This is a genomic window from Vibrio makurazakiensis, assembly GCF_050337375.1.
Taxonomy (GTDB): Bacteria; Pseudomonadota; Gammaproteobacteria; order Enterobacterales; family Vibrionaceae; genus Vibrio; species Vibrio makurazakiensis.
In genome coordinates, this window is sequence record NZ_JAKJSW010000274.1 from 1 (window position 1) to 4694 (window position 4694).

General features: G+C 39.5%; 3 protein-coding genes. All 3 read right to left on the reverse strand.

Translation table 11 applies throughout. From position 1 onward, the window contains the following. Positions 1-241 (reverse strand): hypothetical protein (locus tag L4C33_RS19765; RefSeq protein WP_428814113.1); only part of this gene is annotated, 241 nt, incomplete at its 3' end. Then, positions 234-1433, reverse strand: coding sequence for an SIR2 family protein (locus L4C33_RS19770; protein WP_428814114.1), 1200 nt, complete (start codon positions 1431-1433; stop codon positions 234-236). The genes L4C33_RS19765 and L4C33_RS19770, both read right to left, overlap by 8 nt. 403 nt (positions 1434-1836) lie before the next feature. Continuing rightward, positions 1837-4293 (reverse strand): hypothetical protein, encoded by a 2457-nt coding sequence (locus L4C33_RS19775; protein ID WP_428814115.1) that lies wholly within the window; start codon positions 4291-4293, stop codon positions 1837-1839. Between the last annotated feature and the right edge of the window lie 401 nt (positions 4294-4694).

Sequence of the window (4694 nt, forward strand, 5' to 3'; positions counted from 1 at the left end):
ACTCTCCACCTTCGTGAATCCTTTTCCAACAGCAAACTAGGTCTCTAATAGAGTCACCCGAAACGTGACTAATAAATTTCTCTAGAATTTCAAAAGCCGATGATATTGAATTATACGAAGTCGAATTTACTAATACTTCATGAATCTCTTTATAAACTTTCGCTAGGTACACTTTTGCTTTTTGATCATCATGGGGCTTAGCAGCGAAATAATCTATCGCTTTTAGCTTCAAATCATCCATTCTCGTTCTCCATTAGGTACTCCATGATGTCATCTTCTACCTGTTCCGCAGCCTCAACAGAGTAATTACCTTTAACATTTAGTAGAAAATGCTCGGTTGCCTTAAGCAACTGTCGCTGAACTAGGTAATCTATTCGGTTTGAAACTTCTTCCAAATCATTTCCTTTATGGACGCGTAGATACCTGAAGCATTTTTCTTTTTCTACGGTATCAAAAAAAGCAACAAAGCCTAAAATTTGTTCATCAAGTGGAATTACCACTTCATTAGCTAGAACCAATGTATCTCTCAAGACTCCATGAACTCTGTCCGAAGCAACAACATCTGGGGAAGCAAACTCTACTGCTTCAGCTTTTCTTTCATCTATGAAGCTAATTTTCATAAGAAGCTCTTGGAGCTTATTAAGTAAATCTGAGTGGTCTCGACCTTCACCTGTATATGAGATTAAGTTAATTCCATACACTTGCTTGTAGTAAGCTACTTTAGTTTCACAATTTCTCATAAAGGCCCAAAATTCAATATTTTGGGGTTCGACTACGTGGATTAAGTAATCTCTTACGTGACCAAAATCAGGGTCTTCTAATCCCGCACCAATAAAAACAAAAGTTTTTGCTTGAATTAGGTTTTTTAAACTTTCCATATCARTACTAAGTCCGTACTTTTCGGAATTGTATTGCTTGAAGTCTAAAATTATCTTTTCTGGTTTAGTTATGCAGCCGTGGTACTTGTATATATAATCTTTCAGCTTTCCCCTTACTATGCCATTTAATAACTCTCGATCACCTTTATGAACCACTTGCAACTGACTTCCAGCTGCTTCATATGTTTTCTCAAGTAAGACATCGTAATTTGGGGTGATTATGGATGAAGTAGGTAGCTGGGCTATTAATTCATGAATTTTTTGTGGGACAGCCGAGCGGAAAATATCACACCTTTTATCGCTGAAAAAGTCAGCTAAAGATTTGCCTAAACCTTCTAGCTCGGACGTCAAAGCGCAAGCTGCATTCAAAAGGTTGTCTTCTTCTAGAAATGCATTCGCAGCGTCAACATTACCGCCTAACCCATTGGTATAATCTCTCAACCATGAGACTAATACCCACCATGATGGAAGACCCGAAGGCACAGAAACACCCGAGCCAATAAATAGAATTGTATCTTGGTCAAATTCTTCGGCTAAATCATTTAACAAACTCATCCACATCCTTTTCAATAGGAAATACAACAATCATTTCTATAGCTCGAAATGGCACAAAGCTACATTATCCCCAAGAATTTACTCACTCCGAGTTAACGATACTCACCCTTAGTCCCTTGATAGTCAATGTGTTTTGTAGAAACCCATTGGTGAATGTGAAGCCCCGTTTTACGCTATGCTTCAGATTAGCTACATTACAAAAAGTAAGTCAAACAGCTCTGTGTAGTTTTGAGCTGTGGGAGAGCGTCAAATTGAAATGGGGCAGGTACGATTCAACATTGGCTCGCTGAATCGAAGCTGCACAGAATTGAGTATTAAACAAACATGAGAGTAGATATGCGGACATATCAACCTACTCTATTGGTGAAATCCATCACTAGGGATAGAGGCATAGTATCGCAGGCTACATAACAACAGTTGCTTTAATCGGCACTTTTTGACGAACAGGATCATGTTTTAATACTGACTCATAATCTGTCAGTAGCAAGCGTCCTGTTGGGTTCATGATACTGACAATGCCACCAACAACCACGCCAAGCACTATACCTGTACCTCCAGTGCCAATAGTCATAATAATTCCAAGGGCCGCGCCAGCTCCCATCGCATTGTTCCCTACTTTTTCCGCTAGCTCTTTACCTTGAATGTCACCATTGTAGTATTTATATAGATCCCAAGCGCTTTCTATAGCGAATACAGCAACAACTCCAGCGCCTCTACCAACGGCTTTGGCTGCAATGCCACCCATTGCTTTTTGAGCAGCATAGCGCTTTGCATGCGCAGTAACAAAAGTAACTAAAGCACCACGCATCGCAGATTTTACAGCTCCTTCAAGCCCAGCTTTCCCGATACGTTTTACAGCTTTACTAAGCGGAACGCCTTCTTTTTGACACTGTAGAGCTTCAACAAAAGCTGATACAACACCACCAATCAATGCAGCTTGAACACACGCATTTACAACCTCTTTGCCAAGGTTTTCGATTTGGTCGTTAATGTGTTTGTTTAGAACAGCTTGGGCTTCTTCTGAAAGGTATCCCTCAGGTGAGGCTGCAATTGTTGCGGCATCTTCTGCCGTGAATTCATCACCTTTGATCCCATAAGATTTTACAGTGTTATTGTAGTTATCTAAGAAAGCTTGGAATTCATGGTCGCTAATGTTTTTTCGCCCTAGAGCGTTAGCTATTTCTTCTTTACTGAAGTTGCCAATAAAACCAACACCTTGATACTTGGACAGACTATTGATGTTGGTCGTTGCATCATTGTTACACTTAGCTTGCCAACCCGCTCCAGTTTTATCTACACGTAGTTCAATGAATGCCTCTTTATCAGCCATAGATTCAAACGAATCAAACTTGGCTTTATCTTTCAGGTCAAGAACAACAATATCGATACGTTGATGATTTCGTAAACCAAGATCATCCGTTGTAAATGCTCTTACGTCCTTGCCCTGCAATTTGGCATTCTTATTGAAAAATATGACATTGAGGCGTTCAAAAATATCACCTTTGTACTGTTCAGCTGATACGTTTCCTCTAGCACGGTTCCCTGTTAATTCACCCGCAATTTGAGAGCGAAGAGTTTCTTTCGCTTCACGAAGAGTCTCGATGTTGATTACCGCTTCTTCAGCAGCTTCCTCCCCCTTACCCGTTCCGATTATAAATGCAGCAACATCTGAATATTTTTGGTTTGGGTGTTTGATGGCTTCTTCCCATAAAGACTCAAGCTCACGCATGCCACCGAGATTGTCACCTTCTTTGAACACTGGGGTCTCAAACTTACTATTAAAGAGAACACGTACATCAAATGATGAATCCGTTGGAAAGACTGTTTCTCCTAGCCAGGGCATTAGGCGTTCAACTGCTTGATCAGTCTCTTCAGCAGTTTCTTTTACGATGTTTGGGAACTTGAAGCGGGTAATGGAACTATACTGGTAGCTGCGCTCAATAATAGGGACAATATGACTCAAAAGGACGAGTGCAGGCTCGGTAGAGCTAAACCCAAAGGTAGCTATTCCCTTCAAGAACTGATTTCTCTTTTWAACCCTATTCTGTACATTGAAATTCAACAGGAATTGGCTTCGTTTGTTGCTTTTCTTTATGTCAAAGCCAAGCTCATCAGCAACTGCATTACGGATCTTGAAGTACGTGTTATGCGAACCAAACTGATTCTTGATTGAATTGGAGCCGAACTTACAAATCTCATTAGAAAGCAAACGAGTAAAGTACTTCAAACTCGCCTGCCCTACAGGTATTCCTTTAACTTCAGAGTCGTGAGAGTTCTTTTGAACAATACAGCCCCAAATAATCTGAAGCTCTGTTTCAGYTAAACCACGGAGTGCTTTCTCAAGGTCAGAGTCCATAGCTGGATAAGATGTAGAGAGCGAACTGTGAATTTTTTGAAATGCACTTTCGATATCCAAAATGTTGGTAGCAGTATATCCCTCGCGAAAACAGGATTCGAGATAATGCCTTAAGTATTTWTGTTTTTTTGCGTTAACGTTAAGTCTTGCAACGCGACCACCGAGCAATGCTTTTTCAATATAATCAATGATCGCAATGCGCTCTAGGTGCATTCCAACCACTGTTTTGGCGAAAGATAAACGACCTTCGGTATATTGGTCTAATCGTTCATCTTCGAACCCTTTCACAAATGCGCGAATACTCTTAGCTACTGAATTGGGCTTTTGCTTTTTAAAGTCAAAAGGTGAACCAATAAACTCATCAACTAAGCGATCGGCCATTAAAGTACGATGCTTGTCATTGATAGTAAACTCACCCATACATAGTTGCGCAAACTCAATCGCTTGTGGATCATTAGTTGCTAATGCTTTGGATTCAATAGAAAATTTAGATATTGTTGTCATGCTTTTCACTACATTCTGTAATCTAAATTAATTTTACCATGTGGCAATCTGTAAATTAACAACAATCACAGAATTCATAGATAAAACTATCTAAATGAACAGCAGCATACGGTAAGTGTTCGCTATAGCACAAAGCATACGTTGAAAAATGTTCGCTATACCTGAAAGCGACATTCGATTTTCAAATTAATGTGCCACTATAGCTAAAGTGCTTGATCGCGCACCGCAAATGCTTTTTAACGCAGTAGAAGTGCGCCATGACGCAGTGGATATTTGGAAGAAATAAGAATATTATTTGAGTTAATACAATATTTTTTCGTTGAGCCTTATATTAAAATTATAACTTTAAAATAGTTATAACAGTTATGATAGTTATAACACATTTTATTGAGGGAATGTAG